The following is a 25311-nucleotide window of genomic DNA, read 5'->3' as shown; positions in this document are numbered from 1 at the left end:
TTTAGTTATTAGTAATTAATGAGTGAGGTCTTCGTCTATCAGATCTAAGCCCATCTGCCAGAAGTCGATTTCCAGGCGGGTAGCATCACGGAAGATTTTGCTCAGCTCACGAAAGCGGGCAGGGGTCACATCGGCCAAGCGGGCGTTGAGCCATTCAAGCTCCGCCTGCATGGCAGCCTGAAACTCGTCGCCTTCGTACATGGCGATCCAGGCATCAAAGGGGTTTTGTGTGCCGCGCAGGGTAGAGGGCTGAGCGTTCAGCCAGTTGGCGATTTCGCCATAGCCGACCAGGCAGGGGGCCAGCGCCACGTGCAAATCCAGCAGGTCGCCGCGGTTGCCGGTATCTAATACATAGCGGGTGTAGGCCAGCGTGGCCCTGGCTTCGGGAAGTTCGGCCAGCTCCTGCTCGGAAATCCCCCACTCCTGACAAAAGCCCACATGCAGGCCCAGCTCCACGTCCACAATGGCTTTCAAGCCTTCATGGGCTTGGCGAAGATCGGCGAGGGTGGGGCTTTTATAAGCAGCCAGCGCATAGGCGCGGGCGAAGTGAATCAAAAACAGGTAATCCTGCTTTAAATAGTGGCGAAACGACGCCTCAGGCAGCGTGGCATTGCCCATCTGACGCACAAAATCGTGCTCAATATAGGCGCGCCAATCTTGCTGGCAAGCGGTGGTGAGATCGGTAAAGCGGTAGCCCATGTTGCCTCCGGTAGTAATGATCCGGAGGGAAGGCGAAAAAGATCGAGGAAATGGCACGGAAGGGTGGCGTAAAGGAGCGCCGCGGCCATCGCTTGATCCCTACGCCGGTACCCGCGCTGCGAACTTGTGTAAGTAGCAGCGCATTAGCCGGATCAGGTTCAGCGGGACCAGCGCTTAGCATCCTTAAAAGGACAAACTCTGCGCCATCTCAGCCGGATTCACCGGCACCCCGTCAAGCTGTTCGTGGGTGGAGTGTAGGAGGCGGGTGGGGGAGATGCAAGGGGGCGTGATTGGAGATGGAGAATCGCGTAAGCTGAGAACTCTGGATATACTGACAAAATTTGCTTTGCTACCTGAAGAATCAATGGGTAGAGTCAAATTGGGCGGCTACAAAACCTGAATCAACGAGCCAACGCGTTCATCGAGGTTATGCAGCAGGGCGTATAATAACTGTTAGGCAATATTATGGAAAAGAAGAAAAGTCTAGATAGATCGAAAAGATCAGCCATGACTATTGCCCAGATTCTAGCAAAAGAGGGGTTGTCCGCGGCGATTCCAGGTGGGAATTTAATGTTTGAGGCTGGCCGAACTTTGTTTGATCATGCCAATCAGTATATCAAGGACCGAAACGAAGAACGGCTAGTTCGGTTTCATAGCGTATTGCTAGATTCCGAAGGGGAGCCAAAGGAAAAAGAAGAGATTCTCTATGGCGAATTTGACCCAGACGACTATCACTCACTACTTGCTAGTTGCATACAGGATATCGAGGATAAGAAAACCGATTTATATGCCAACTTACTGAAGCGGTTTATTATAAATTCAGTCCCAGAGCGAGAGCGTCAATTATTTATTCAAGGCGCAAAAGCACTCTCCATGGATGACGTCCGCTTCATGCGTGAAATATACATAAAAAATAAATTCGATCTGATGTCTCCGGGCGGAACTGCTCAGCAAACGAAACAGCTGTTGGAAACAAACGACCCGATTCTTCAAATTTTACTATCGAGATTCGAGTATTTGGGCTTCCTTGAAGCACAACAAAAAAAGCTTTCGAAGCTTGGCGAAAAATTCCTTGAGTTAGGCTCCGCTCACTACGAATTGACCCCAGATTCCATCGGAAGAAAACAATGGCGTGGAATCATGATCAATATTCTTTGCTTTGAAATCGGAAACTACGATCACGCTCGGTTTTATAATCGTTTAGAAAAAGTATTTTGGGATAATCAAATCAAATCCCAGATACACATAATAGATTCAACACGTAATCTGTCTTTTATCTTCTGGAGCGGCGGCGTATTGCTGGTCGGAGACCGTCTGATAGAGGGGCAATATTTAACAGCATTGCAGAAGTATTCAGCAAAACTCCCCTTAGTGCGGTTTAACGTTACAACAAAAGGGGCTGGCCAGACGCTTGAGGGTGTGAATTTTCTGCAAGTTTATACAGCGGTCGATTGTCCCCGAGGTGAAGAAACGCAGTATGTGGAAAAAATGTTCAATGAGCAGTTCGCATAACAAAGCGCTGCAGTTGACTGCCCACAACACTGTTGCGTTTTGGGTTCCATCTGCGCTTCGCGCTCTGGCGTCAACTGAGCTTAGGCGTTAAATCAGTAGTGGTACCGGAGCTGGGTAATTAGCAAAGCTCCATACGTGACTTTGTATACCATTAGGTGGTCTTCGGTGTTTTGCCGAGACCAATAACCGGCGAGGCTGTGTTTGAGGGGCTCTGGTTTGCCGACTCCTTCAAATTGCTCTCGCTTGGCTTATTTGATGAGCTTGTTGATGCGGTTAAGAATCTTCTTGTCGGTTTTCTGCCAGTACTGAGTGTCTTCCCAGGCGTTGTCGGAAAAGATGAGCTTCATTCAAGAAGTTCCTTTTCCTTTCCACCACCTTGCTCCAGTTCGATAACACTGCAATGCTCGCCATATTGATGAACCGTTTTCGGCTCTGAGTCGATGACCGAAGCGCCTTTCCTTTCCGGTAGAGGTGCTTTTTTTGCAACAAAAATTTACCTTTCGTAACTGACGCCTCCTTGTTGTCGAACAGTGTTCTTCCTATGTTTGATACGTGTGAATCAAACGACTATCACATTGCGTGAATCACGGCAGGATAGCCTTTCAATACCATGACGATTCATAGAATCGTTCACAGTAAGTCGTCACAAGGAGAATACACGTGAAACTCAGAACCCTACTTACCGCCTCGTTTGCCTCTACCGCTCTGCTCGCCGCGGCACCGTCGGCATTCGCCGCACCCAATGCTGATGGACTCTATCTGGGGATCGGTACCGGCTTCAGCTCGCTGGAGAACGATGACGATGAAGTCGGCGATTTCATCTCCGATGGCGCCGAAGACTTTGATCTGGATGATGAAGAAGACAACGGTTTTAAAGGTTTCGTCGGCTACGAATTCAATCCTTACTTCGCTACCGAAATCTTCTATGCCGATCTTGGTCGTACGCGCCTGAGGGGTAACAGTGACGCCAATACCGATTTGGAATCCGACGCCTACGGGGCGAGTCTGGTCGGTCAATTGCCCATCACCTCCTGGTTTACCGCCTTCGCCAAGGCCGGTGTGGCCAAGTGGCAAACCGACATCGACGGTAACCTTGGCGGTGCTAGCGTTGATCTAGAAGATCAGGACGGCACCGATCCGGTCTACGGTGTCGGCGCGCAGTTCAACTTCGATCCCTTCCTGGTCCGTGCCGAATACGAGCGCTACGACTTCGACAGCGACTATAAGATCGACTCCTTCACCGCGTCAGCCGGTTTCCGCTTCTAACTGTCAATTTGTTTTGCCATGTGCAATATCAGCGCCGGGGCGAGCCCCGGCGCTGCTGTTTTATCTCGCGCAACCCTCGCATACTGCTAGGTGGCACGCCGCCATCGTTGCTGCGACGTTATCGCCTAGACTCGATGCTTTTCCAGACCAGCCCAACCAGCGCAATCGCCAGTACGCCGAACAGCACGGCGGCGCCCGACGAATCCAGCACTTGCAACGTTAGGCCTGAAACGACCAGCCAGAGCGCTGGAATGATAACGGCGATCCAGAGAGCGAAGCCCCGGAGCATGATAAGCACCAAGCCTAGCGTGGTAACCGCCGTGGGGTCGGCGTGTATGCCGAACACTTCTGCCTGGTACCAGGAGCCGCCGCTTAGCGGAGCCATCAGCGGCATTATTAGTAGGCCGAAGAGGGTGATGGCTATACCTATAGCAACCGGTGGGTTTGTTGCGCGTGGTTCGTTATCCATTCCCCATCCTGTTAGTGCCATCACTACCAGCAGCACGGCTTGGGCGATGAAAGCGTACGCGACATAGCCCCCTGCCCAGTTGAGCTCTGCATAACGCTGAAAGAAAAACGCGACGGCGACAAAGGCCCAGAGTGGGGCGGGTAGTAGGCAGGCGATTCGCGGGCGGTGTTTCAGTGCCAGCACAAGGGTGGCGGCGCCCAACGCCAGGGTCAGCAAATGCAGCGGCCAGAAGGTTTCGCCCATGCGCTCCAGCAGGCGAAAGTAAACCTCCGCCGTGAAGGGAATAAAGTCCTTTAGCCGGTAGCTCGTCCAGGCGTTCACAGCGACTCGATAGTGGCGGCCATCCGCTGCCGGGCGTCGGGCGAGGGCATGGGGGCGTGGCCGGCACGCATGTTCTCGCGCATATGCTCGACTTGGGTAGTGGCGGGTATCGCGCAGGTGATCGCCGGGTGGCTGATGATAAACTTCAGTAGGAAGTCCGCCCAGGTTGTGCAGCCGCATTCCTCGTTGGCCCACTCGGGCAATGGCACGTCACGGCGCTTGAGGTTCTTGATCAGGCTGCCGCCATCGTAAGGCCGATTGGCGATCACGCTGATGCCTCGTTCTTCCGCCAGGGGCAGTAGCCGGTTTTCGGCCTCGCGATGGGTGATGTTGTAGGTGAGCTGAACGAAGTCGATATCCTCTGACGTCATGATCTGCTCGATCTCGCCGTGGCGGCGCCCGTGGGAGGTGGTGATGCCGACATGGCGGATGGCGCCTTCGGCTTTCATTTCCTGCAGCGCTGCCAAGTGCTCGCGCCAGTCCGTCAGGTTGTGTACCTGCACCAGATCGAAGTGCTCCACCTGCCAGCGGTCTTTAAGCTCGGCCACCTGCTCACGGGCGGAACCACCGGCTGGGCTCCAGACCTTCTCTGCGGCAAACAGACTCTCGGGCGTGCCGAGCTGTTGCAAGGCATAGCCCATCACATCCGGCGCCGAGCCATACATGGGTGAAGAGTCGATCAGACCACCGCCATGCTCGAAGAATGCCTTGACCACCTCGGTGCGTGCATCGAGCAACTTCGGGTCGCTACCGACATTGAAGGTGCGCCAAGTGCCCATGCCGATAACGGGCAGTTTTTTGTCCGTGCCCGCAAAAGCCTTCTGGCGCATCCCGGCCGTGTTGGCAAAAAGCGATGCGGTTGGAAGCGCTATGGCGGCGAGCGTGGCGCCGATGAGCGTAAGGCTTTGTCTGCGTGTGATGCGATGCTTGGTGCGGTGCTTGATGAGAGGGCTCATAGCGGTCGCTCCTTCCGATTTTTTTGAATCGGCACCGTGGCAGCCAACACCAGAACAAAGCATGTCAGCACAAATACCTTATTCACAAACCAGTTGGTACGCCAGATCGACCACTCAGGGTCGGCGAGAAAACGGACGAACAGGGTACTGATGATAAGGATTTCAATGACGGACATGCCTACCGCCAGTGCACGCGTATAGCGAGGCCGTTCGAGCAGCGCCCAGCCTAGCCAGACGTGCGCCAGTGGCCATAGATCCCAATAGATATAGCGTGCCCAGGGCTCGCCGTAGGCCAGCGCGTAACCCACAGGGAACAGGTATTTGATGAACAGCGTCCACGCCGCGAGGATAAACAGCAGGTGGGCGAGGAAGCTGATCCAGGCATTGGATTTTGGGGCGGGCAGTGACATGACAGCGCTCCTGTCCTAGTCCGTTAATCCTAGTCCGTTAATGGCTCGTCCTCACACCATCTGCAAAGACTGCTTACGCGTTGGCGAGGGATAGGCGGCATCAATCTGTGCCAAATCCTCTTCGTCGAGCCTGACGTTATCTGCCTTGGCGTTCTGTTTGAGATGCTCCAGATTCACGGCTTTAGGAATAGCAATCACACCGGGGTGGCGCAGCGCCCAGGCAAGCGCGACTTGCGCGGGGGTGGCGCTGTGTTTGTCGGCGATGCGTTGCAGGGCGGCGTCATGCAGTAGCGCGCCGCCTTGCCCGATGGGGCAGTAGGCCATGAGAGGCATGTTGTGTTGTGCTTGCCAGGGCAGCAGGTCGTATTCAATGCCGCGTGCTTCGGGGTTGTAGAGCACCTGGTTGGTGGCGCACGCGGGCGCGTCGAGCTCTGCTAAGTCGTCAGTGTCAAAGTTCGACACGCCCCAGCGCAGAATCTTGCCCTGCTCGCGCAGGCGCTCAAACGCTTCCACTGTTTCGCTCAGTGGGTACTGGCCGCGCCAGTGCAGCAGGTAGAGATCGATAGTGTCGGTGCCCAACCGGCGCAGGCTGCGCTCGCAGGCGGCTTGAACACCCTTAGTGCTGGCGTTGTGGGGGTAGACCTTGCTGACCAGGTACACCTCATTGCGCCGGTCACGGATTGCTTGGCCAACGACTTCTTCGGCGCCGCCCTCGGCATACATCTCTGCGGTATCGATCAGCGTCATGCCCAGATCCAGCCCTTCACGCAGCGCCCTGACCTCAGCCTGCCGCTGCCCGGCATCCTCGCCCATGTGCCAAGTGCCCTGGCCGATACGGGGTACGCTTACGCCGCCTAGTTCAATCGTCTGCATATTGCTCTCTCTATAGTATTAGGCATCAATGTGATTCCCCAAGGTTCAAATATCGTTTCAGAAAAATGACGTTGGAGGTACGCTTTTACCGTCTGATGCGTAAAATCAATGCATGGCAGGCGCAGTCGACTTCCATTCCGGCTGCGCTTTCTTAAGCTCCTCTGGTAATCTAAGTTATTGGTAGCCTAGCAGTAATGGATAGGGCTTTGACAATGACACTGGGAATGACTTGATGAACCATCCGCAACCTAATAACCCTTTGCATGGTTTAAGCCTCGAAACGATATTAACTCGCTTGTTCGAGCGTTATGGCTGGGCTGGCTTATACGAAGAAATCAACATCAACTGCTTCTACAGTGATCCTTCCATCAAATCCTCGTTGAAATTTTTACGTAAAACACAATGGGCGCGAGATAAAGTTGAAGCGCTGTATATTAAGACGTTTGCCGATTAATGCGGCAATATTGATCCATGAGAAGAAATCGAGGGCTCCACGTTTTCAGCGAAATTGCAAAAGGCTGAAGGGAGTTACGGTTATGTGGAATAAGGCACTATAAATCGCGTGATCCAAACCAAGCACAGTCCGTTGTTGGAGGGGTGCTTGGCGAATCAATTGTCGTTATTTAGCGGGTAAATGTCATGTCGAAGAAAGTAGTCATGTTTGAATACGAGAAAGAAACCAAAAACAGCGTGCGCTATAAGGAAGTGCCTGATGCAGGAACGGCGCCTATCGTGGGCACTCTGTATGTTCAGAAATGGTTTGCTGGCGATAGCAAATCTATTGAAGTAACGATAGCCAAAAAAGACTAGCTGGCTGGCCATTTTTCAGTATCGTTACTGTTCTTAACTATCTGAAAAATTAGTTGTTTTTCTTAAGCGCTAAATAATGCTCGATACCTGAGATCTGGTCTTCCGCGTGGTGGTTGACGTAGAGCACGGTGGTTTCTGAGCCTTGGCAGATTTTTTCGATCAGGGCGAGCACGAGTTGGCGGTTGATGTCGTCCAGGCCAAGGCAGGGTTCGTCTAGAATCAGCAGGGGCGGATGTTTGACCATGGCGCGGGCAATGAGCAGCAGGCGCTGGTCGCCGTAAGAGAGCTTGTTGAACGGCTGGTCGGCGCGGTCTTGCATGCCGAGTAGTGCGAGCCACTGGTCGGCAATTTTTTTCTGGCTGTCGGTGGACTTGGTGTACATGCCGATGCTGTCGTAGAAGCCGGAGATAATCACGTTTTTGCAGCTAGTGCTTACCCGGTATTCCCACTGCAGGTTAGTGGAGACATAGCCGATAAACTGTTTAATCTGCCAGATGCTTTCGCCGTTACCGCGCTGGAAACCAAACACGAAAATATCGTTGGTATAGCACTGCGGATGATCGCCGGTGATCAGCGATAAAACGCAGGTTTTGCCGCTACCATTAGGGCCGCTCAGTTGCCAATGCTGGCCCCGTTCTATCGTCCAATCGAGCTTATCGACAATCACGGTGTCGCCGTACTGGATAGTCGCTTGGGTTAGTTTGACTAATGGCTGGCTCGGGTCGAGAGCGGGTAGCTTATTGGTGGGGTCGGCCTCCGGCACGCTTAGGTCGGTGGTTTTTAAATGCAGTAATTGGTAAAGCTCATTGAAGGCGGCGTCGTCCTGACGGTCAACCGTGAGCTTTAGGCGGCCTTTGTCTCCACGCTCTTTATTCCCCCGTTCTTTATCCCCACGTTCTTTATCTAGATAGGCCACATGGGTGATGAAGTCCGGCATTTCATCAAAGCGGTTCAGCACCATCACCATGGGTACGGTGTCGATGAGTGAGGCTAGATGTGCTTGCAGCATGGCGAGGGTGTCGACATCCAAGCCATCGAACGGCTCGTCTAAAATAAGTAAATCAGGCTTGTTGGCCAGTGCGCGAATCAGCATGACTTTACGGGTTTCGCCGGTGGAAAGTTTGCGAAACGCACGATCGAGCAGATTGCTTAGGCCAAATTTTTCGACCAGGGATTGGGCAAGTTCAGTGTCTTGGCAGTGGTCGAAAATCATTTCACTGACGGGGGTGCCGAGTGAAATGACGTCCATAATGTCGGCGTCGTCTTTTTTCAGCTCTTGGGCGATGAGTTCCGCCTGGACTTCAAAAGAGACGATTTCCACGTTGTTGGGAACGCCTTGAATGCTACCGCTCTGAATGTCACCAATGCCCGCTAGCGCAGCCGCTAGGGCGGATTTACCCGCGCCGTTGGGGCCAGTGATAACCCAGTGTTGTTCTGGCGTAATGGTCCAATCAATCTCGCTTAGCGTGAAACGATCATCAAAGCTGACCGTCGCTTTTGTTAGGCGGATATGGTCTAGGTGAATATCGTCTAGGCGGGTTAACGAATCCATTACTCTCTTCCTTACGCTGTTCTAGGAACAAAAAAGCCGAGCATATCGTGATGATATCTCGGCATTTTTTGGCGGCCTAGGTGTTGAAGACCTGAACGTCTATCGGTTAATCAGGCGATTAAACGATTTTTTTCATGTCAGCCATGTAGCCACGAAGAACCGAGCCAACGGCTTCTACGGGATGTGAACGAAGGGCGGTGTTAACTTCGATCAGGCGTGCGTTATCAACGCCGTTGTCGTCGACATCCAGGCCTTTACCGATCACGTCGGACTTGATGCCTTTCATAAAGTCTGCCAGCAGCGGTACGCAGGCGTGGTTGTAAAGGTAGCAACCGTATTCCGCAGTATCCGAGATAGTCGCGTTCATTTCGTACAACTTCTTACGTGCGATGGTGTTCGCGATGAGCGGCGTTTCGTGCAGCGACTCGTAGTAAGCAGACTCAGCGATGATGCCCGCTGCTGTCATGGTTTCGAAAGCAAGCTCAACGCCAGCCTTAACCATCGCCACCATCAAAATGCCGTTGTCGAAGAACTCTTGCTCAGAGATTTCTACATCGCCAGCGGGTGTTTTCTCGAAGTTGGTTTCAGCGGTTTCGGCGCGCCATTTGTGAAGGTTAGCGTCATCGTTCGCCCAGTCTTCCATCATCGTTTTAGAGAAGTGACCGCTCATGATGTCGTCTTGGTGCTTGTTGTACAGCGGACGCATGATGACTTTTAACTCTTCAGAAAGATCGAATGCTTTGATCTTCGCTGGGTTAGAAAGACGGTCCAGCATGTTCGTTACGCCGCCGTACTTCAGCGCTTCGGTGACGGTTTCCCAGCCGTATTGAATCAAACGTGAGGCGTAGCCCGGGTCGATACCTTCTTCGATCATCTTGTCGAAGCACAGCAGTGAGCCCGTTTGCAGCATGCCGCACAGGATCGTTTGCTCACCCATCAGGTCGGATTTCACTTCCGCGATGAAAGAGGACATCAGCACGCCCGCTTTATGACCGCCAGTACCGACCGCGTAAGCTTTTGCCAGCGCAAGGCCTTCGCCTTTGGGGTCGTTGTCTTCGTGAACAGCGATCAAGGTGGGAACACCGAAACCACGCACGTATTCAGCGCGAACTTCAGAACCTGGGCACTTCGGTGCCACCATGATGACGGTGAGGTCGTCGCGAATTTTCATGCCTTCTTCCACGATGTTGAAACCGTGAGAGTAAGACAGGCAGGCGCCTTCCTTCATCAGCGGCATCACCGCGTTTACCACCGAGGTGTGCTGCTTATCAGGGGTGAGGTTCAACACAACGTCTGCGGTGGGGATCAACTCTTCGTAAGTCCCTACTACAAAACCGTTTTCAGAAGCATTTTTCCAAGACTGGCGCTTTTGCTCAATGGCTTCCGGGCGCAGTGCGTAAGAAACGTCCAGGCCGCTATCGCGTAGGTTCAAACCTTGGTTAAGACCTTGTGCGCCACAGCCGATAACCACCATTTTTTTGCCTTTCAGCGCTTCGACGCCATCAGCAAACTCAACGGTGTGCATGAAGCGGCATTGTGCTAGCTGAGCCAATTGCTCGCGAAGCGGTAAGGTATTGAAATAGTTAGCCATCGTTAACATCCTAATTTTATGATCAATGTGTCGATGTAAGGTACACCGATATTAAAAAGGGTGACACCGTCGCTAGGGGTGAACGCTAGCGCCATGTCTGTAAGAGCATGTCTTTAAGAGCATGTGAGTAGGGCTAATGTATACAAGTACGACTCTTTCTTAAATTGATATATTTGCAATAATACGTCCCATTTTTAGAAACAGTCGGTTAGTATTCGGATACCGCCATGATCGCAGTTGCGGAGCGCCGACTTTATTATGAATATTAAACTGTTAAAGCAATTCCTCGCCCTGGCAGAAACGCTGCATTTCGGGCGCGCCAGCGATGAGTGCCATATCAGCATTTCTGCGCTGTCGCGCAACATTCGTCATTTAGAAGACGAGCTGGGTGTGCCGCTGTTTAATCGCGACAATCGGACCGTGGCGTTGACCCAGGAAGGCCAGAAGTTTCTTAAATACGCACGCGATACCAGCAGCCAGTGGAACTTGATCCGTCATGAGTTAACCGACAACGCTGATCAATTAAGCGGTGAAATCAGCTTGTACGGTTCCGTCACCGCGAGTTATAGCTTTCTACACGAGCTGCTGCGCCGCTTTCGAATTGCCTATCCTGCGATTGAAATAAAGCTGCGCACCGGGGATCCGGAACACGCGATTGCCCATGTGCTGGATGGTAAAGAAGACCTTAGCATCGCGGCACGCCCCGCCAATTTACCTCGTGGGTTAGCCTTTAAGCCCATTGCGACGTCGCCTTTGTTATTTATTGCGCCGCTTGAGCAGCAAGTGCCGAACGTTCCCGCGACTTCGCCAACCGGGTCGGAAGAGTGGGCGGGTATCCCGATGATTTTATCGGAGAGCGGTGTCTCAAGAGCGCGTGTGGACGAATGGTTTCGCCAACGCGATATTGCCCCGCGCATTTATGCACAGGTCACGGGTAATGAGGCGATTGTGAGTATGGTGAGCTTGGGCTTCGGCATTGGCGTGGTGCCAAAAATTGTGCTCGATAACAGCCCATTGGTGGATCGTATTCGAGTGCTCGACGTGACGCCTGAGCTGGAACCTTACGATATTGGCTTGTTTACGTTGAAGAAAAACTTAAAAAATCCGCTGGTCGATGCCTTTTGGAGCTTGATGTAGGCCTGTAAGTCACGGCAGTCCTTTGCCGCACTTACTCCCCCTACAATTGCTGTTCATCAATGAATAGCTATGTCACACCAGCTCGCGCTTACTGCGTCGTGCAATGCGGATGTCTTTGACGGTGGCGATGCCGATGATCGCGAATATGGCGAGTGATATTAACGGCCAGATCAGTACGTATAACGCCAAGATAAAGGTTTGCATGCGCTTTCCTATTGCTTGGCTGGTGCGCTTGGCGCACCAGCGGATGAAGTGATTCTAGCGTGACGCTGGGCTTAGCCTTGAGTCGCAGGCTTGGCCGGGTCGTAGTTGATCACTTTTTGATTAATCTGCGTGAAGTCGAACTTATTGGAACTCATCAGGCTGACGCCAATGCAAACAATGGTGCTGACGCCATAGGCCATTAAGGAGGCCATCAGTACTGTGTAGTCTTGCAGGAAGCCGATAAAGAAGTAGGCCAGCACAATAGCGCTAAGGGCACCAACGATTAAGCCGACCCTGCGTCCGCCGAACCCGAAGGCCATCAAACCAAGCACCACGCCGCCGCCGACGGCAGCGAGTAATTCAAACAGCCCCGCGATCACACCGACCATGGGCAGCAACTCAAAGCGTGCGACGCAGAACATCACCAGGCCCGCGAGCACCGCGGAAGTGAAGGCCGTATTAGTGACTCGATCCCAGAAGCAGCTGGCGATGACCGGGAACACTATCGCGCCCCAAAGTGCGCCAACGAAGACCAGCATGATCAGAATATCCATCGAGAAGCTGGCGAGAATTACCCCGATCAGCGTCGCGATGACCATGGTGAGCCTGCCGATAAAGAGCATTTTGGTGGGGTTGGGTTTGTTCTTCGCGATGTTCTTACCGTACACATCGGCCATCACAATTGCGGACATAGCGGAAAGATCCGAGTCAGCGGTGGAGGAGAGCGAACCGATCACCAGAATAAAGAACAGCCCGATAAACACCGGCGAGAGATACATCGATACCATCTGCGGGATCAGGTTATTCATGTCGCCATCAATCGGCTCCATGCCGGTCATCAGTGCCATCAAACCAATCATGCCCAGGCCGATAACGATCGCACCGTAACCAATGGTCGCGGTGATAAAGGTCGGCTTGATGTGGTCTTCACGCACGGCGAATAGCCGCTGGGAAATGGTCTGGTTACCAATGGCGTAGGCCAGCACCGCCACAAAGAAGGGCGCACCTTGGTTGAGAATAGCGTCCATCGAGAACAAATTGGCTTGTTCTGGCGTGAGAAGACTCATGCCATCTGACAGTGTTTGTGGGCCGCCAAGAGCGAACATCACCGCTGGAATAATCAGAATGGCGACAGCCATCATTGCCATCAGTTGGGCAAAATCCGTCAGTACTGAGGCGCGGAAGCCCGACCACAGCGTGTAGCCGAGTACCCCGACCCCAGCGATGACCACACCGGCCTGAAAGGAGAGTGGCGAGAGTACCGAGACCAGCGCACCGGAAGCGGTGAAGTTAACCATCAGGCTAATGATGCTGCCGAGGATATTGGAGGAGGCAAGAATCAACTGGCTGGAAGAGCCATGACGGGCATGAATCAGCTCACCGAGGGTGTGCGCGTTGGGCGCCAGTTTGCGAAAGCGGCGGCCAAAGGGGTAGATGAACAGAATCATCAACGCGCCCCACAGCCCATAGTGCAAAGGACCGGAAATGCCGTAGGTGTAACCCGAGGTAGCGGCGCCGTAGAACGAGGCCGCCCAGATCCAGGTGGCGGTCATGCTGGCAGCGCCAAGGCCAAAGCCGATCTGGTGATTGGACACCATGAAGGCGTCGGTATTTTCCTTTTTCTTCTTGATCAGCAAGGTCAGCAGGTAAGTGCCGCCGTAAAAGGCCGCCAGCAAGGCGAGCACAGTTAAGGTCGAGAATTGATAGAAATTTTCTTCGTTCATTGAATACCCATAGGCTTTGCAGCCCTAGCATCCTAAATAGCAACCACAGTTCCCTTAACGGAGTGGCCGCGATAGGAAGTAAGCAAAAAACAGAACATCTTTCTAGGTATGTCTGTAGCGAGATGAGACTGCGGTTGGCAGCCTGGTCGTGCAAGTTCAGGCGTTGGAAGCGCCTTAATAGGAAGGCCGGAGTAAACGCTCACAGAGGTTCGTAACAGTGAACTGCAACAAAGCGCTGGAAGGGTCGATCCGGATGGGTACCCTACTCCCTTAGGGTCGAACAGTACAGGTAGGTGCGCTAATGAGCGGGGGAGTAGAGCGCTTGGTGGGGAGGGGGTTATTCAAAAAAACGCGGTGTGTTCTGCCAATACCGCTAAACCAATACCCATTAATACGATGCCACCAATCAGCTCCGCCCAGTGGCCAACAAACTTGCCGAGTTTATGGCCCAGGAAGGTGCCCATGGAAGCCATGACGGTAGTGGCTAAACCAATCGCTAAGCTGGTGGCGATAATATTGGCATCAATAAACGCAAGGCTGGCACCCACGGCCATGGCATCAATACTGGTCGCCGTGGCGGTTAACACTAATAACCAGAGTGTTTGTTTGCGCTGTACTAACTTGTCGTCTTTCTTGAGCCCGGCATACATCATATGCAGGCCAATAATGGAGAGTAGCGTAAAGGCCACCCAGTGATCCCAGGCTTGCACATACTGTTGCGACGCCTTACCCGCTGCCCAGCCGAGTATCGGGGTAATGGCTTCGATCACACCAAATACCAAGCCAATCCCGATGGCATGCCGGAAGCGCGGCTTTTGCAGCTCGGCGCCTTTGCTGAGGGAGGCGGCAAAGGCGTCTGCCGACATGGAAACGGCCAGGAATAGCAGGGTGAAAGGCGTCATGAAAGATGCACTCGCTCGCTGAAAAGTACCGCGCAAAACCCTGTCAGCATGGAAGCAAAAACCATACTTGAGTTTAATCATCGGGTATTTAATAGCGCTGAATCCTATCAGCTTTTAATGAACAAACAAGACGGCGTTTTAAAAATAAAGTTTTTAATAGTGAACTAACATAGCCTTGGCTAACAATGTGTCTGGCAGCTGATTTTATTGCTTTTTAATAGTTTAACCTCTTTTAAATCGTTGGTTGTTTTGTATCTTTAATGGTGCTTATTAACTTAAAGTTGTTATTTTTATTGTTGGTTAACGTTAAGCATTAATGGCGTTAATAATGACCACACCGACAATAGCGCCAGCCATGGTCAGAACTCGTTAGACACGGTTGTCCGTATTTGCTCGTCCCGCAGCTTGACGGTTTCGGTGTTGAATCCTTCAATATATCTGATGGCTCATGGAATCTTTCAATGGTGTCGCAGGCCTGACAGGGTTTCGAAAATGGGGTTTCGGCAACAGGGTTTCGACAACCGTTTTTCGACACTTGGTGCGACCAGAATTACCAACTTGAGAGGAGAATAACGTGTCTGATCAAAAGCCTACACGCCAGGAGTGGGGCGCACGTACCACGCCACGTTTGCAAGGCAACGAGCACTGGTGGCCCGACCAACTCAACCTTAACGTGCTGCATCAGAAGCACCCGGACGCCAATCCCTTTGGTGAAGGTTTCCGCTACGGCGAGGCGTTTTCAAAGCTTGATGTCAACGAGCTGAGCGCCGATGTCGATGCCCTGATGACCGATTCACAAGCATGGTGGCCTGCCGATTGGGGTCACTATGGCCCGTTCTTTATCCGTATGTCGTGGCACGCGGCAGGCACTTACCGCGCGCTTGATGGTCGCGGCGGCGGCGGCACCGGGGCACAGCGCTTCGCCCCGCTCAACAGCTGGCCGGATAACGGCAACTTGGATAAGGCGCGCCGCCTGCTGTGGCCCATCAAACAGAAATATGGTGAAACGCTCTCCTGGGCGGATTTGCTGGTATTTGCTGGCAACCGCGCGCTTGAAACCATGGGCTTTAGAACCTTTGGCTTCGGCTTCGGCCGCGCTGATATTTGGGCGCCCGAGGATGACATTTATTGGGGCCCGGAAACCGAATGGCTCGCCGCTGAAGATGAGCGTTATACCGGCAGTTTCGAAGACGGCAACCGCGTACTCGATAACCCGCTTGCTGCGGTGCAAATGGGCTTGATCTACGTCAATCCGGAAGGCCCCAACGGCGTGCCAGACGCGGCCAAATCGGCCATGGACGTTCGCGAAACCTTTGCACGAATGGGCATGAACGACCGCGAGACCGTCGCGCTGACGGTAGGCGGGCACACCTTCGGTAAGATGCACGGCAACGGGCCCGCAGATGCCGTCGGCGGGGCGCCGGAAGAGGCCAAGCTCCACGAAATGGGCGTTGGCTGGGCCAATAAGCACGAAACCGGCCTGGGTGAATACACCATTACCTCAGGGCTCGAAGGGGCCTGGACCCCCACACCGACCAAGTGGGACAACACCTACCTGGAGACGATTTTCTCCCACGAGTGGGAGGTCAAAAAATCACCGGCTGGCGCCAATCAGTGGGAGCCGGTAGAGGTGAAAGAAGGGTTCTGGGTGCCCGATGCCCACGTTGAAGGCAAAAAGAATCCACCGGTGATGAATGCTGCCGACATGGCAATGATCGTCGACCCGATCTACCTCGAAATATCCAAGGAGTTTCGCGAGAATCCGGACGTGCTCGCCGATGAGTTCGCCCGCGCCTGGTATAAGCTGCTACACCGCGATATGGGGCCACGTGCCCGTTACCTTGGCCCGCAGGTGCCCAGTGAAGTGCTCGTTTGGCAAGACCCGGTACCTGAGCATGAAGGGCCGCTGGTCACTGACGAGCAGGTTGCCACGTTGAAGCAGGCGATCGACAACGCTGGACTAACCGCCAAGCAGTTGGTGGGAACGGCCTGGGCCTCAGCCTGTACTTACCGCCAGACCGACCATCGCGGGGGCGCCAACGGCGCGCGGATTCGGCTCGAACCGCAGCTTGGCTGGGACATCAACGTGCGCGCTGGCGTGGCGGACGTGATTAAGCGGCTGGAGCAAATCAAAAACGACTCTGAGGCGAATATCTCGCTGGCGGATATGATCGTTCTTGCAGGCAGTGTCGGGGTCGAGATGGCCGCAAAAGCCGCTGGTCACAATCTCACTGTGCCGTTCACCCCAGGCCGCACCGACGCTTCTCAGGAGATGACAGAGGTCGATACCCACGCCTACCTTGAGCCGAGACACGATGCATTTCGTAACTATATGCAGGCGCAGTCGACGTCCATTCCCGCCGAGCACCTGATGATTGACCGGGCGTTTATGCTTAACCTCAGCGCACCGCAGATGGCGGCGCTATTGGGCGGTATGCGAGCCATCGGTGCCAACGCCGATGACCACAATAGCGACGGCATTCTTACTGCTCGTCCGGGCCAGTTAACCAATGACTTCTTCGTCAATCTCATCGATATGAGCACTGTCTGGGAGCCGGTTGATGAGAGCGAAGAGCGCTTCGTGGGTCGTGATCGCGCATCTGGCGAGACCAAGTGGACCGCCTCGCGGGTTGATCTCGTTTACGGCTCGAATTCGCAGTTGCGCGCCATTGCAGAGGAGTTCGCAGCAAACGGAGGCGAACGCCATATGATCGACAAGTTTGTGGCTGGATGGGTAAAGGTCATGGAAAACGACAGGTTCGACCTGCACCGCTGAAGGGGCCCTTGATGGTTTGTTCGCACTAAAAACACGAGCCCATCACTAATGCACGGCACCCCGAACATTGGATAGTAACCAATGTTCGGGGTGTTGTTGTGTTATCCCCAACCGTAGGGGTCGCACCAAAGGGTGAGGAAGAGACTTGGGCAGAAGTTCACTGTGGGGACCGGCAGAATAGCGGCTTCACCGTTATTGAAACGGTATCTGAGTTTCGGGCGCTGCGCGCGAGCGTGGTGTCGCACTGGAGTAAAGCACACCCAACGCTTGCGGGCCAACGGCTTGAAGATCTTACCCGTTTCCATGAAGCAATAGACCAGGCCGTCGCCGAATCATTGGAGCAGTACGCTACCGAAAAAGAGATGGAAACACGCCTGTTTGGTGCCATTCTGCTCGCATCCCCAGACCCAATTTATGTGCTGGATCTCGACGGTCGGTTTATATACGCCAACAAGGCCACTGCCGATTTGTTCGCGATGGCGCCCGAGGCGATTATTGGTAAATCCACGTTTGACCTTGGCTTTTCCTTTGCCTCTGACTTTCAGCGCAATTTGGATAAGGTGATTGCTGAACAGACTACTTTTCGCGGTAAGTTCGCCCATACCTTTGCTTCTGGCCAGGGTGAGCGGTTCGAGTATCTACTTGCCCCCGTGCTTGATGAGCAGCAAGACACTGAAGCGACGGTCTGCATTTCCCGCGATATTACTGAGCAGGCTATTGCGGAAGAGGAAGTGTGGCATAACGCCCACTATGACCTTTTGACCGGCTTGCCGAACCGGCGCCTTTTTCTGGATAGGCTGGAGCAGGAAATCAAACATGCCAAGCGCCGTAGTCGGCCTCTTGCGCTGCTCTTTATGGATCTTGACGGCTTTAAAGACGTCAATGACTCGCTTGGCCATGAAGCGGGGGATCGCATACTGTCTGACGTGGCGGAACGCCTTGCTGACTGTGTTCGAGCCAACGATACGGTTGCCCGTCTAGGTGGGGATGAATTTACCGTGATGCTCACCGGCGCTGAGCAGCGCAAAGATGTCGAGCTTGTAGCACAGACGATCATCGATGCCCTGGCGATGCCATTTTACATGGGGCAACAGCGCATTCAGATTTCCGTCAGCATTGGGGTCGCGTTTTATCCTGGCGCCGCCGCCACTCCTGATGCGTTGTTAGAAGCCGCGGATCAGGCGATGTATCAAGCCAAAAAAGCCGGTTCTAATCAGATGTGTTTTTACGACACGTTCGATAAAACAGGTGCCGACGCAGCCAACGTTTGCCTGCATAGTGAGTTTGCTTCCCCTCCAACTGCGTTAGATACCAATAACGCTGCCGACTAGGCGGGCAGCGGTGATGCTCCGGCTGCACGCAACTGGCTAACATCTGCCCGCGGCGGGGCGCCAAACATGCGGCTGTATTCGCGACTGAAGTGGGAAGGGCTTTCATAACCTACCCGGTAACTGGCGGTGGCTGCTTCCAACCCTTCGGCTAGCATGAGCCGCCGCGCTTCGTGTAGGCGTAGCTTCTTTTGAAACTGTAGCGGCGACATACGGGTGACTTGCCGGAAGCTGTGGTACAGGGTTGATTCGCTCATATTGGCGACTGCCGCCAGCTCGCGGATTTTTAGCGGCTGGGCGTAGTGCTCATTAAGAGCGTAGATGACCCGCGCAATTCGGTTAGCCTGGGAGTCCGAGGCGGTAAACCGGCGCATGTGAGGCCCCATTGCACCCATCAGTGCTCGATAGATCAGCTCACGACGGGCCAGGGGCGAAAGCACCTTAATATCTTCTGGGGTGTCGAGCAGGCTTAAAAGTCGGTAAAGCGCGCTCTGCATACGTGAATCCATGGGGGCAGACTTTAAGCCGCAGTCCATCTCGGGGCAGATAGTGTCATTCCCCGCGGGCGGCGCTGTGTCGCCCAGTTCCAGTATCAGCCCCGCTACCTCCTGAGGATTCACCGCAACCTTTACCGCCAGATAGGGGAGCTCGGGAGTCGCATGATCAATCCTGCCTACCACCGGTAGGTGAACGGCGCTCGCCATGTAGCTGGGGCCGGTGTATACGATCTCCTTGTCACCCAGTAGCACGGTCTTGCTGCCCTGAATGACAAAGCATAGACACGGCTCGTATACGGCACAGTGAAAGCTGGTGGGCGCGTCAGCACGCACGAGTTGCACTTCGGCAATCGCCGTATCCTGGAGTTCTTCCAAGGGCGTCCAGCGGCGGGCGATTTGGCTCAGCTGCTGAGGCAGGCTGTCGCAGAAATGGGCGATCTGCTCAGGTACGATAACGGTCAATGGCTCTCCTCCCTAACAGCTCGAAGTATATGCCTTCGCCTCACCAATCGAAGGCTTTTTCATGTATTTTTGCAGGTTCAGGCAAGCACCTCGCAGAAACCGGCAATCCACGCTGAGTGTCATCAGACCTTCATCAAGCTCAGGCGCGTAAACAACGCTTTATCTTGAGTCGCCCGCCTTATTAATGCTTTTACCCGCCACGGCAGAATTAGGCAATCTTCCCGCAGAAACCCGCTACCTCGAATGCGTTAGCGTCGCCTATGGTGAGTAACGTCCGATTGACAGTAAGTCACTGTTCGATCATGCCAGCCCATTCAGTCCTCCTGATAACAATAAATGACTGTCGATTCTGACGCTGCGTAAACGACTAGTTAATCGTCAACCGCCCGCGCGGTGTGAAATGTATAACGAACGTTGCTATCGGTTTTCGGTAGCCATTGGAGCAAGTCATCATGGGAAGTCTGTCTCAAAGAAGCCGCTTTGCAAGCAGCCGAACAGTGATTCTGTTCCTATTGTTAACGGCCTTGTTGACCGGATGCGAGGCCAAAAGTGAGGAGGCAGCAGCGCCTTCGTCACCGCCGCCGCCGGAAGTCGATGTCGCGGAAATCATCGCTCAGCCGGTGGTGTTGAGCGAGTCGTTTACCGGGCGGGTGGAAGCGGCTGAAACGGTTGCGTTAAGAGCCCGGGTGAGTGGTTATATCCAGGAAGTCGCCTTTGAGGAGGGCGAGCTGGTAGAGCAGGGTGATCTGCTGTTCCTGATTGATCAGCGGCCTTACCAGGCCCGTGTTGGCGCCGCCCAGGCGGATCTCGCTCAGGCCAAAAGCCAGCTGGCTCAGGCTGCCAGCGAAGCCGAGCGCGCCAGGGTGTTGCTGGGGCGTCAGGCCATTTCCCAAGAGGTGCATGATCAGCGTCAAGCGGCCCTGAATAATGCTCGTGCCATGGTGGATGCCGCCGAGGCAGCGTTAGATACCGCCGAGCTAGACCTGGAATACACTCACATTACGGCGCCGGTTAGTGGCCGTGCCGGTCGGGCAATGGTAACCCGCGGCAATCTGGCCAACGCCGATCAGAGCCTTTTGACCACGCTGGTGAGCATCGATCCGGTACATGTCTATTTCGAGGCGGACGAACAGGCCGCGTTTGCGAGCCAGACACTGCTAATCGGTGATATGCCGAACAGCCTCACCATTGAGTTGGGCGGCGACCCGCAGCGGCAATATACAGGCGCTTTGGACTTTATCGACAACCATTTGAACCCCAATACGGGAACTCTGCAGTTTCGAGCGGTGCTGGCCAACCCGGATGGTCGCATCCGGCCTGGGGAGTTTGCGCGGGTCGAAATGCCGATAGCGCGTTTAGAGCAGGCGTTGCTGGTGGACCGCAAGGCGATCTTGACCGACCAGGATCGCCGCTACGTTTATGTGGTGGATGCCAATAACCGGGCAGAACGTCGCCAGGTAACCACCGGGCGCCAAGTGGCAGAACAAACCGTCATCACTGAAGGACTCACCGCCGGTGACCGAGTGATCGTTAATGGGGTGCAAAAAGTCTTTATGCCGGGTATGGAAGTCGCCCCTCACAAGGTGGCTGATGTACCGCCGGTGAACGCTCAGCCCACCATTGCTGCCAGGGAAGATTAATCGCCATGAATTTCTCCCGTTTCTTCGTGGATCGACCGATTTTTGCGGCGGTGCTATCGATCATCATTCTGGCGGTGGGGCTGATCTCCATTCCCAACCTGCCCATCAGTGAGTACCCGGACGTGGTCCCGCCATCGGTGGTGGTGCGTACGGTTTATCCCGGCGCTAACCCGAAGGAGATCGCCGAGACCGTGGCGACGCCGTTGGAAGAAGCCATTAATGGCGTTGAGGACATGATGTACCTCAAGTCCGTGGCGGGCTCTGACGGCGTGCTGCAGATGACCGTCACCTTCCGCCCTGGCACGGATGCCGAGCAGGCCGCTGTTCGGGTGCAGAACCGCGTTAGTCAGGCCGAGGCCCGGCTGCCGGAAGCCGTGCGTCGTCAAGGCGTCACCACCCAGAAGCAGTCGCCCACCTTTCTAATGGTCGTTCACCTGACCTCGCCTAGCGGTGAATACGACACCCTCTACTTACGCAACTATGTGCGGCTGAATGTCCGTGATCGCTTGGCCCGGCTTGAAGGTGTAGGCGACGCGCAAATATTCGGCGGGGGTGACTACGCCATGCGGGCGTGGCTTGATCCCGATCGCATAGCCGCCCGTGGCCTGACGGCCAGCGACGTGGTGGGGGCCATGCGCGAGCAGAACGTGCAGGTATCCGCCGGTCAGTTGGGGGCCGAACCCATTGAAGAGAGTGACTTTCTCACCCTGATCAATGCCCGAGGGCGGCTGGAGACGGTGGAGGAGTTTGGTGACATCGTGCTGAAGCGCGGCGAGAACGGCGAGATCCTCAGGCTCTCGGACGTGGCCCGGCTGGAAATGGGTGCCGGGGACTATACGCTGCGCTCGCAGTTGGACGGCCAGAACGCGGTCGCCATCGGTATCTTCCAGGCGCCAGGGGCCAATGCACTGGCTATCCGCGAGCAGGTGGTCGCCGCCATGGACGAGCTGTCCGAACAGTTCCCGGAAGGCGTTGAATATGAAGCGGTTTACGACACCACGATCTTCGTCAATGACTCGATTGAGTCCGTTGTGAAAACGCTGATGGAAGCCGTACTGCTGGTGGTGCTGGTGGTCACGTTGTTCCTGCAGACCTGGCGGGCCTCCATTATTCCGCTGCTGGCGGTGCCGGTCTCGGTGATCGGCACCTTTGGGGCGCTTTACCTGCTGGGCTACTCCATCAACACGCTGACCCTGTTTGGGCTGGTACTGGCCATCGGTATCGTGGTGGACGACGCCATCGTGGTGGTGGAAAACGTGGAGCGGAACATCGAGGAGGGCCTGAAGCCCCAGGCCGCCGCGCATCAGGCCATGAAGGAAGTTTCCGGGCCGATCATCGCCGTGGGGCTGGTGCTGTGTGCAGTGTTTATCCCCATGGCCTTTCTCTCTGGCGTGACCGGGCAGTTCTACCGCCAGTTCGCGGTGACGATTGCCATCTCCACGGTGATCTCCACCATCAACTCGCTGACCCTGTCGCCCGCGCTGGCGGCGATGCTGCTTAAGCCGCATAACGCGCCCAAAGATCGACCCACCCGCGTGATCGATACGCTATTCGGCTGGATCTTCCGGCCCTTCAACCGTTTCTTTAACGCCAGCTCCCACAAGTACCAGGGCGGTGTAGCCCGCTCCCTGAAGCATCGTGGCGCGGTGTTTGTGGTCTACGCGCTGTTGCTGCTGGGCACCGGGGTGATGTTCAAGGCGGTGCCACCCGGCTTTATTCCAGTGCAGGACAAGCTTTATCTGATTGCGGGCGTCATTCTGCCGGAAGGTGCGTCGCTGGAGCGAACCGATCAGATGCTTCAGGACGTGGTGGACATCGCCATGGAGACCGAAGGCGTGGAGCACGCCGTTGCCTTTCCCGGCCTTAACGCGCTGCAGTTCACCAATACTTCCAACACCGGGGTAGCTTTTCTTACTCTCAGCGCCTTTGGTGAGCGCAGCCTGAGCGCTGCGGAAATAAATGCCCGCATCAACCAGGGCATTAGCGGCTTGAAAGAAGGCTTTGCATTCTCCTTTATGCCGCCGCCGATCCTGGGCCTGGGCAATGGGTCGGGCTTTCAGCTGTTTATAGAGGATCGCGGCAACCTTGGCTATGGCGCGCTGCAGCAGGCGGTCAATCAACTCCAGGGTGCGATTGCGCAAACGCCGGGGATGGGCTTTCCAATCAGCAGCTATCAATCCAACGTGCCGCAACTGGATGCCGAGGTGGATCGGCTGAGAGCCAAGGCCCAGGGTGTGCCGTTGACCGAACTGTTCGACACCCTGCAGACCTATCTTGGCTCGACCTATGTGAATGACTTCAACCGCTTTGGCCGTACCTGGCAGGTGATCGCCCAGGCGGACGCACCTTTCCGGGCCAGCGTAGAAGATATCGCCCGGCTGCGTACCCGTAATGACCAGGGGGAGATGGTGCCCATCGGTACGATGGTGGATATCCGGCAAACCTTCGGCCCAGACCCGGTGCTGCGCTACAACGGCTATCCAGCAGCGGATCTGGCTGGTGAGTTCGATCCTCGGGTACTCTCTTCCACACAAGCAATGGATGTTATTACCGCCCTGGCGGAAGAGGTGCTGCCATCGGGCATGGCATTGGAGTGGACCGACCTGAGCTATCAGCAATCCACCCAGGGTAATGCGGCGCTGGTGGTCTTTCCGCTGTCGATCCTGCTGGTATTTCTGGTGCTGGCGGCCCTCTACGAGAGCTGGACGCTACCGCTGGCGGTGATTCTGATCGTGCCCATGTCGATGCTTGCGGCGCTAATCGGCGTCTGGTTTGGCGGGGGTGACAACAACATCTTTGTACAGGTGGGGCTGGTGGTGCTGATTGGCCTGGCGTGTAAGAACGCCATCCTGATCGTGGAGTTCGCCCGCGAGCTGGAACTGCAGGGCAAGGACGTAGTGGAAGCGGCCCTGGAAGCCTGCCGGCTGCGGCTGCGGCCGATCATCATGACCTCGATCGCCTTCACGGCGGCGGTGTTGCCTTCGGTAGTTGCCACCGGCGCAGGCGCCGAGGTGCGGGCCGCGCTGGGTACGGCGGTTTTTGCCGGCATGATCGGCGTGACGCTGTTCGGCCTGTTCCTGACCCCGGTGTTCTACGTGGCGCTGCGTAAGCTGGCTGGTCCTTTAACCAGTCATCGCAGCGCTACGTTGGGCACTTCACCTCATCCTACCAGCCATGCCCAAAGTTGATGATAAAGAGGTATGCCAATTAACACGTTAAAAGGGAAGGTGAGCCCTAAAGATGCCAGCATGGCAAGGCCAATGTTGGCATCTGGAATGGCGGCGCGAATAGCAACGGGCGCGGCAATGTAAGAGGCACTGGCGGAAAGACTGGCTAGAATAACCGCTGAGCCAGTGGGTAGCCCTAGCCAGTACGCCATTAGCAGGCCAAAGCAGGAAAGCACGATAGGTGCCGCTAGTGCGAATATAATCAGACGGCTGTGCCCCCAGCGCAGGCTGCGCAGTGTTTCTGCCGCGACCAAGCCCATCTCCAACAGGAATAGTGCCAAAATGCCATGGAAGGCGTTGGTATACAGCCCGGTGACTGACTCACCTGCATTTGGGCCGTATAGCCAGCCAATAAGTACACCACCCACCAAAAGGATTACACCGCGATTGGTCAGAGTCTCGTGCCACAGCCCGGAAGTTTTGATCGGCTCTGACATTGTGTCAGCGGTCTTTTTACGGCTGAAGCGCCGGTAGAGCAACAGGCCCAGCATGATGGCCGGTAGTTCGAGCAGTACCAGGTAAAGCGTCACCTGCCCACCTGTTACTAGGCTATGCGCTTCAGTGTACGCCAGGGCCACGGCGAAGGTGCCGGCGCTAACGGAGCCGTAGTGGGCTGCAAGGCTGGCGCTGTCGGCGATGGATAGCCGCACCAAATAGTGAACCACCGGAAAGATAAGCAGTGGAATGATGATCCCGAGCAGAGTGACGCCAGCTAACTCGACCAGCAGCGATATGCTCAAACTGCCATGCAGCGCCATGCCGCCTTTAAGGCCAATGGTCAGCATAAGCAGTAGGCTCAATATGTCATAAGCGGCTTTGGGGATGCTGAGATCGGAGCGCACCACACCGGCCACCACACCTAGCACAAAAAACATCACCACAATATCCGGCACGGACAATCTCCTTGATGGGTTTTAAAGCGGTTACTTTAGCGATCCAAAGAGATTGATGAAAA

21 protein-coding genes, 1 pseudogene and 1 riboswitch are annotated in these 25311 nt (G+C 54.9%); of the genes and pseudogenes, 9 read left to right on the top strand and 13 right to left on the bottom strand.

The window, feature by feature from the left end:
• Nucleotides 1–15: 15 nt before the first annotated feature.
• Entirely contained in the window at nt 16–699 is a 684-nt protein-coding gene (tenA, locus tag HUO07_RS12410; RefSeq protein ID WP_176303823.1) for a thiaminase II, read from the bottom strand.
• A 79-nt stretch (nt 700–778) separates the two neighbouring features.
• A riboswitch (TPP riboswitch) is annotated at nt 779–941 on the bottom strand.
• Between the two features lie 265 nt (nt 942–1206).
• On the opposite strand from tenA, the gene HUO07_RS12405 reads away from it, so the two are divergent.
• Nucleotides 1207–2211: a hypothetical protein gene (locus tag HUO07_RS12405; protein WP_176303822.1), complete on the top strand. Its 1005-nt coding sequence runs from the start codon at nt 1207–1209 to the stop codon at nt 2209–2211.
• Between the two features lie 92 nt (nt 2212–2303).
• On the opposite strand, the pseudogene HUO07_RS12400 reads toward HUO07_RS12405, so the two are convergent.
• A pseudogene (locus HUO07_RS12400) lies at nt 2304–2558 on the bottom strand (Txe/YoeB family addiction module toxin).
• Nucleotides 2559–2871: 313 nt separating this feature from the next.
• On the opposite strand from HUO07_RS12400, the gene HUO07_RS12395 reads away from it, so the two are divergent.
• A complete protein-coding gene (locus HUO07_RS12395) occupies nt 2872–3477 on the top strand; it encodes an outer membrane beta-barrel protein (RefSeq protein ID WP_176303821.1) in 606 nt (201 codons plus the stop codon).
• A gap of 118 nt (nt 3478–3595) precedes the next feature.
• Here the strand turns inward: HUO07_RS12395 and HUO07_RS12390 are convergent, their stop codons facing one another.
• From HUO07_RS12390 to HUO07_RS12375, 4 genes are read right to left on the bottom strand one after another with little or no spacing between them, the layout of a single operon-like run.
• Nucleotides 3596–4267, bottom strand: coding sequence for an MFS transporter permease (locus HUO07_RS12390; RefSeq protein ID WP_176303820.1), 672 nt, complete (start codon nt 4265–4267; stop codon nt 3596–3598).
• Complete coding sequence (locus HUO07_RS12385) at nt 4264–5223, bottom strand: aldo/keto reductase (protein WP_176303819.1); 960 nt, start codon at nt 5221–5223, stop codon at nt 4264–4266. Before HUO07_RS12385 ends, HUO07_RS12390 begins: the two co-directional genes overlap by 4 nt.
• Complete coding sequence (locus HUO07_RS12380) at nt 5220–5633, bottom strand: hypothetical protein (protein WP_176303818.1); 414 nt, start codon at nt 5631–5633, stop codon at nt 5220–5222. The genes HUO07_RS12385 and HUO07_RS12380 overlap by 4 nt, the downstream gene beginning before the upstream one ends.
• 51 nt (nt 5634–5684) lie before the next feature.
• Entirely contained in the window at nt 5685–6506 is an 822-nt protein-coding gene (locus HUO07_RS12375; protein WP_176303817.1) for an aldo/keto reductase, read from the bottom strand.
• 232 nt (nt 6507–6738) lie between these two features.
• Between HUO07_RS12375 and HUO07_RS12370 the strand changes: the two genes are divergently transcribed.
• Both HUO07_RS12370 and HUO07_RS12365 read left to right on the top strand, forming a co-directional pair.
• On the top strand, nt 6739–6960 hold the full coding sequence (locus tag HUO07_RS12370) for a VF530 family protein (RefSeq protein ID WP_035559405.1): 222 nt from the start codon (nt 6739–6741) through the stop codon (nt 6958–6960).
• 185 nt (nt 6961–7145) lie between these two features.
• Nucleotides 7146–7316: a hypothetical protein gene (locus HUO07_RS12365; RefSeq protein WP_176303816.1), complete on the top strand. Its 171-nt coding sequence runs from the start codon at nt 7146–7148 to the stop codon at nt 7314–7316.
• Between the two features lie 49 nt (nt 7317–7365).
• On the opposite strand, the gene modF is transcribed toward HUO07_RS12365, so the two are convergent.
• Nucleotides 7366–8868, bottom strand: a complete 1503-nt coding sequence (gene modF / locus HUO07_RS12360; protein ID WP_176303815.1) for a molybdate ABC transporter ATP-binding protein ModF — start codon at nt 8866–8868, stop codon at nt 7366–7368.
• Between the two features lie 118 nt (nt 8869–8986).
• Nucleotides 8987–10459: a ketol-acid reductoisomerase gene (ilvC, locus tag HUO07_RS12355; RefSeq protein ID WP_176303814.1), complete on the bottom strand. Its 1473-nt coding sequence runs from the start codon at nt 10457–10459 to the stop codon at nt 8987–8989.
• Between the two features lie 258 nt (nt 10460–10717).
• On the opposite strand from ilvC, the gene ilvY reads away from it, so the two are divergent.
• The gene (gene ilvY / locus HUO07_RS12350) at nt 10718–11596 is read left to right on the top strand and encodes an HTH-type transcriptional activator IlvY (protein ID WP_176303813.1); all 879 of its coding nucleotides are present in this window, start codon (nt 10718–10720) and stop codon (nt 11594–11596) included.
• A gap of 72 nt (nt 11597–11668) precedes the next feature.
• Here the strand turns inward: ilvY and HUO07_RS21550 are convergent, their stop codons facing one another.
• The 3 genes from HUO07_RS21550 to HUO07_RS12340 all read right to left on the bottom strand — a co-directional run bounded on the left by HUO07_RS21550 (nt 11669) and on the right by HUO07_RS12340 (nt 14426).
• Nucleotides 11669–11800, bottom strand: a complete 132-nt coding sequence (locus HUO07_RS21550; RefSeq protein WP_217908881.1) for a putative transporter small subunit — start codon at nt 11798–11800, stop codon at nt 11669–11671.
• A 71-nt stretch (nt 11801–11871) separates the two neighbouring features.
• Complete coding sequence (locus tag HUO07_RS12345) at nt 11872–13524, bottom strand: sodium:solute symporter family protein (RefSeq protein WP_176303812.1); 1653 nt, start codon at nt 13522–13524, stop codon at nt 11872–11874.
• Between the two features lie 341 nt (nt 13525–13865).
• Nucleotides 13866–14426, bottom strand: a complete 561-nt coding sequence (locus HUO07_RS12340) for a manganese efflux pump MntP (RefSeq protein WP_176303811.1) — start codon at nt 14424–14426, stop codon at nt 13866–13868.
• Between the two features lie 574 nt (nt 14427–15000).
• Here HUO07_RS12340 and katG point away from each other — a divergent pair.
• Nucleotides 15001–17202 (top strand): catalase/peroxidase HPI, encoded by a 2202-nt coding sequence (katG, locus tag HUO07_RS12335; RefSeq protein WP_176303810.1) that lies wholly within the window; start codon nt 15001–15003, stop codon nt 17200–17202.
• Nucleotides 17203–17300: 98 nt separating this feature from the next.
• On the top strand, nt 17301–18533 hold the full coding sequence (locus tag HUO07_RS12330; protein ID WP_340162499.1) for a diguanylate cyclase domain-containing protein: 1233 nt from the start codon (nt 17301–17303) through the stop codon (nt 18531–18533).
• Here HUO07_RS12330 and HUO07_RS12325 read toward each other — a convergent pair.
• On the bottom strand, nt 18530–19489 hold the full coding sequence (locus HUO07_RS12325; protein ID WP_176303809.1) for an AraC family transcriptional regulator: 960 nt from the start codon (nt 19487–19489) through the stop codon (nt 18530–18532). The genes HUO07_RS12330 and HUO07_RS12325 overlap by 4 nt on opposite strands.
• A gap of 452 nt (nt 19490–19941) precedes the next feature.
• On the opposite strand from HUO07_RS12325, the gene HUO07_RS12320 reads away from it, so the two are divergent.
• Both HUO07_RS12320 and HUO07_RS12315 read left to right on the top strand, forming a co-directional pair.
• Nucleotides 19942–21129: an efflux RND transporter periplasmic adaptor subunit gene (locus tag HUO07_RS12320; RefSeq protein WP_176303808.1), complete on the top strand. Its 1188-nt coding sequence runs from the start codon at nt 19942–19944 to the stop codon at nt 21127–21129.
• Between the two features lie 5 nt (nt 21130–21134).
• Complete coding sequence (locus HUO07_RS12315) at nt 21135–24317, top strand: efflux RND transporter permease subunit (protein ID WP_176303807.1); 3183 nt, start codon at nt 21135–21137, stop codon at nt 24315–24317.
• On the opposite strand, the gene HUO07_RS12310 is transcribed toward HUO07_RS12315, so the two are convergent.
• A complete protein-coding gene (locus HUO07_RS12310) occupies nt 24290–25249 on the bottom strand; it encodes a sodium-dependent bicarbonate transport family permease (RefSeq protein WP_176303806.1) in 960 nt (319 codons plus the stop codon). The two genes, HUO07_RS12315 and HUO07_RS12310, sit on opposite strands and share 28 nt — an antisense overlap.
• Between the last annotated feature and the right edge of the window lie 62 nt (nt 25250–25311).

This window comes from Vreelandella maris, from assembly GCF_013371085.1.
Lineage (GTDB): Bacteria > Pseudomonadota > Gammaproteobacteria > Pseudomonadales > Halomonadaceae > Vreelandella > Vreelandella maris.
The sequence above is the reverse complement of the archived record's forward strand: the minus strand, read 5'-3'. Positions and strand labels throughout refer to the sequence as shown.

Excerpts from the sequence above, each read along its gene's own strand:
- HUO07_RS12385 (WP_176303819.1), bottom strand. The coding sequence starts at position 5,223 with ATGAGCCCTCTCATCAAGCACCGCACCAAGCATCGCATCACACGCAGA.
- tenA (WP_176303823.1), bottom strand. The coding sequence starts at position 699 with ATGGGCTACCGCTTTACCGATCTCACCACCGCTTGCCAGCAAGATTGG.
- HUO07_RS12370 (WP_035559405.1), top strand. The coding sequence starts at position 6,739 with ATGAACCATCCGCAACCTAATAACCCTTTGCATGGTTTAAGCCTCGAA.
- ilvC (WP_176303814.1), bottom strand. The coding sequence starts at position 10,459 with ATGGCTAACTATTTCAATACCTTACCGCTTCGCGAGCAATTGGCTCAG.
- HUO07_RS12340 (WP_176303811.1), bottom strand. The coding sequence starts at position 14,426 with ATGACGCCTTTCACCCTGCTATTCCTGGCCGTTTCCATGTCGGCAGAC.
- HUO07_RS12320 (WP_176303808.1), top strand. The coding sequence starts at position 19,942 with ATGGGAAGTCTGTCTCAAAGAAGCCGCTTTGCAAGCAGCCGAACAGTG.
- HUO07_RS12375 (WP_176303817.1), bottom strand. The coding sequence starts at position 6,506 with ATGCAGACGATTGAACTAGGCGGCGTAAGCGTACCCCGTATCGGCCAG.
- HUO07_RS21550 (WP_217908881.1), bottom strand. The coding sequence starts at position 11,800 with ATGCAAACCTTTATCTTGGCGTTATACGTACTGATCTGGCCGTTAATA.
- HUO07_RS12380 (WP_176303818.1), bottom strand. The coding sequence starts at position 5,633 with ATGTCACTGCCCGCCCCAAAATCCAATGCCTGGATCAGCTTCCTCGCC.
- ilvY (WP_176303813.1), top strand. The coding sequence starts at position 10,718 with ATGAATATTAAACTGTTAAAGCAATTCCTCGCCCTGGCAGAAACGCTG.
- HUO07_RS12365 (WP_176303816.1), top strand. The coding sequence starts at position 7,146 with ATGTCGAAGAAAGTAGTCATGTTTGAATACGAGAAAGAAACCAAAAAC.
- HUO07_RS12315 (WP_176303807.1), top strand. The coding sequence starts at position 21,135 with ATGAATTTCTCCCGTTTCTTCGTGGATCGACCGATTTTTGCGGCGGTG.
- HUO07_RS12345 (WP_176303812.1), bottom strand. The coding sequence starts at position 13,524 with ATGAACGAAGAAAATTTCTATCAATTCTCGACCTTAACTGTGCTCGCC.
- HUO07_RS12405 (WP_176303822.1), top strand. The coding sequence starts at position 1,207 with ATGACTATTGCCCAGATTCTAGCAAAAGAGGGGTTGTCCGCGGCGATT.
- modF (WP_176303815.1), bottom strand. The coding sequence starts at position 8,868 with ATGGATTCGTTAACCCGCCTAGACGATATTCACCTAGACCATATCCGC.